Genomic DNA, 3030 nt, shown 5'->3' with positions numbered 1-3030 from the left:
AAGATAAACTGGGAAAAATCTGCAAGAGAAATTTTCAATCAGATAAGGGCTTTTAAAGTCTGGCCTAAAGCATTTACAAAATTTAGAGATAAAGAAGTAAAGATATTAGAAGCTAAGGTTTTAGATGAGAACTCTCATGGAAATGCAGGGGAAATTGTTGATATTGTTAAAGGAAAAGGAATTGTAGTACAAACTGGAAAAGGTAAACTTTTAATAGAGAAAATGCAGTTTCCAAACTCTAAAGCAATATCTGCTGATGATGCGGTAAGAGGCTATCATATTGAAATAGGAGAAAAATTTGGAGCAGAATGAGCAAAGATAAGGATTTAGAGCTTAAAAAGATAGAAATTGAAAAAGCAAAGGTTATAGAGGGACTCATTAGAACAATTGTAATTTCCATATTAACTGTTGGAGCAGGAGAAGGAACATTAATATTTAAGTTGCTAAATGAAAAAGTACAGCTTAATATTCTTGTTTATAAGTACATGTTGATAATTTTGACTGCTGTCTTAATTTTACTTATAGTTTTAATAATTTATTTAACTAAAAAATTTAATAATCACTGGAGGAATTAAAGTGGATTTATTCCTGTTTACTATTATGACAGTGGTATTTATTGCACTATTAGTGGGATTTGGAAGTCTGTTTTTTGCAGTTAAGGAAGGATAAAGATTAATGGAAAATGAAAAGTTTGTCATCTGGGGAAGAAATCCTGTTGTTGAGGCTATAAAATCAGGAAGAAGTTTAGAGAAAATTCTTATTGCCCACGACAGCCACATTCCAAAACAAATCATAAAACTTGCAGAAGAGAAAAAAATAAAAATTCAAAAAGTTCCAAGAAAAAAAGTTGAAGAACTTGCAGGAACCAAGAAAACTCAGGGCATAGTTGCTTTAGTATCCCCTATTTCTTACTGGGATGCTACTAAACTTATGCAAAAAACTATTGAAGAAAAAGGCTTTTTGGTTTTTTAGACCACATAACAGACCCTCAAAATGTAGGAAACATTATAAGAACAGCTGAAGTTTTGGGAGCTTCCGGAGTTGTTGTACCACGAGAAAGGTCAGCTCCTATAAATGAAGTTGTTGTAAAAGGTTCAGCTGGAGCTGTTTTTCACCTGCCGATAGCTAAAGTTTCAAGTTTAAGGGACAGCCTTGAAAAATTTCAAAAGTTAGGCGGATGGATACTTGCCATAGAAAAAGGCGGTAAACCTATACATAAATTAAAATTTCCATTTCCTTTAGCACTTGTTTTAGGCTCAGAAGGAAAAGGAACGTCTAAATCAATCCTGAAACTTGCAGATATAATTGCAACTATTCCAATGAAAGGTAAAATAACATCTTTAAATGTTGCATCTGCCGGAGCAATAGGTATGTGGGAAGTTTCAAAACAAAACTGGATAGAGGTAGGAAACAATGAGTAAATTTGACCAGCTTGCAAAAGAGTGGGATGAAAAACCTTTAAGAGTTGAAAATGCAAAAAAGATAGGACAGGCAATAATTGATAATATACTTTTATCTAAAGACTGGATTGTTATGGATTTTGGAGCTGGAACAGGTCTTTTAACGTTTTATATACAGCCTTTTGTAAAGCAAATAGATGCAGTAGATAACTCTCAGGGAATGCTTGATGTTTTAAAAGAAAAGGCAGAAAAGGCTAATGTTGATAATATAAATCCTATTTTGAAAGATTTAGAAAAAAATCACCTTGGAGAAGATAAATACGACCTTATCGTAAGTAGCATGACCCTCCATCATATAAAAAATGTGGAAAAGTTTTTAAAAAAGCTCTATAAAGCTTTAAAAAAAGGTGGATATGTTGCGATAGCCGACCTTGAAGAAGAAGAAGGAACTTTTCATTCTGATAATGAAGGCGTTCATCACTTTGGTTTTGATAAAGAAAAAGTTAAAGAGCTGTATGAAAGGGCAGGCTTTAAAGATATAGATGTATTTACAGTTAATGTCATAAACAAGGAAGGAAAAGATTATCCTGTATTTTTAGCCATTGGAAGGAAATGAAAAATCCTAAAGAGATAGCTTTAGATAAAATCTGGAACATACTTATAGCTCTTTTAATAGGAGAAGTCGGTATAGCATATAATTATAAACCTGAAAATCTGCCTTGGTTGATACTTGGATTAATTGCTATATTATTTATAGTAGCGGTAATATTTATATTGTCCTATCAAATAAGTATAGAAAACAAAGAGGAAAAATAAAATGGATACAGGATTAATATTTGCGGCATTATCTATAATATCTGTTATCTTTTTAGGTTTTTTAATAGCTTTCTGGATAAAGCCAAAACACAGTTAATTAAGTATGAATTTACATCAAATAGCCAATATAACTGGTGCTAAATTTAAAAACTTAAGTAATAAAAAAGTCAATAGATTTATTATAGACTCAAGACAGGCAAAAAAAGGAGACTTTTTTGTTCCGTTAAAAGGAAATAATGTAGATGGTCATCAATTTATAGATGAAGTTTTTAAAAAAGGAGCTTTCGGCAGTTTTTCCTCAAAAAATATTGAAAAGAGTAATGTATTAGTTGTTGATGATACATTAAAAGCTTTAACTGATATTGCAAAGTACAAAAAAGATTTCATAGACATAAAAATAGGAATAACAGGAACGGCAGGAAAAACAACAACGAAGGAAATTTTATCTTATCTTTTATCGTACTTTTATCCAGTTTACTACACAAAAGGAAACTATAACAATCAGATAGGACTTCCAATAACCCTTGCAAATATAGATAAAAATTATAGGTATGGCGTTTTTGAGCTTGGGGCAAGTAAAAAAGGTGATATTTCATATTTAACAGATATTTTAAATCAGAATATTGCAGTAATAACAAATGTTGGATACGGTCATACAGAAGGGCTTGGAGGATTTGAAGGGGTTTTACAGGAAAAGAAAAATATACTTAAAACGGCAGATTTTAAAATAGCTCCCAAATGGCTTAATATAAACGAGAAAAACATTAAAACCTTTGGATATGAAAATGCAGATACAAATATAAACAGTGTCTAT

The 3030-nt window shown here is 31.2% G+C and carries 6 protein-coding genes and 1 pseudogene; all 7 read left to right on the top strand.

Annotation, left to right across the window (positions count from 1 at the left end; translation table 11 throughout):
• A pseudogene (locus tag HG1285_RS05050) lies at nt 1–312 on the top strand (methionyl-tRNA formyltransferase); the annotation flags it as partial.
• The gene (locus tag HG1285_RS05055) at nt 309–575 is read left to right on the top strand and encodes a hypothetical protein (protein WP_008288489.1); all 267 of its coding nucleotides are present in this window, start codon (nt 309–311) and stop codon (nt 573–575) included. The pseudogene HG1285_RS05050 and the gene HG1285_RS05055, both read left to right, overlap by 4 nt.
• 100 nt (nt 576–675) lie before the next feature.
• Nucleotides 676–972: an RNA methyltransferase substrate-binding domain-containing protein gene (locus HG1285_RS20645; protein ID WP_008288488.1), complete on the top strand. Its 297-nt coding sequence runs from the start codon at nt 676–678 to the stop codon at nt 970–972.
• A gap of 53 nt (nt 973–1025) precedes the next feature.
• Nucleotides 1026–1421, top strand: coding sequence for an RNA methyltransferase (locus HG1285_RS20640; protein WP_008288487.1), 396 nt, complete (start codon nt 1026–1028; stop codon nt 1419–1421).
• A complete protein-coding gene (locus tag HG1285_RS05060) occupies nt 1414–2016 on the top strand; it encodes a methyltransferase domain-containing protein (RefSeq protein WP_008288486.1) in 603 nt (200 codons plus the stop codon). The genes HG1285_RS20640 and HG1285_RS05060 overlap by 8 nt, the downstream gene beginning before the upstream one ends.
• Entirely contained in the window at nt 2013–2216 is a 204-nt protein-coding gene (locus tag HG1285_RS05065) for a hypothetical protein (RefSeq protein ID WP_008288485.1), read from the top strand. Before HG1285_RS05060 ends, HG1285_RS05065 begins: the two co-directional genes overlap by 4 nt.
• A 103-nt stretch (nt 2217–2319) precedes the next feature.
• A partial coding sequence (locus HG1285_RS05070) for a Mur ligase family protein (protein ID WP_008288484.1) occupies nt 2320–3030 on the top strand: 711 nt, incomplete at its 3' end.

Source organism: Hydrogenivirga sp. 128-5-R1-1, assembly GCF_000171895.1.
This window is presented reverse-complemented; position numbering and strand designations above follow the sequence as displayed.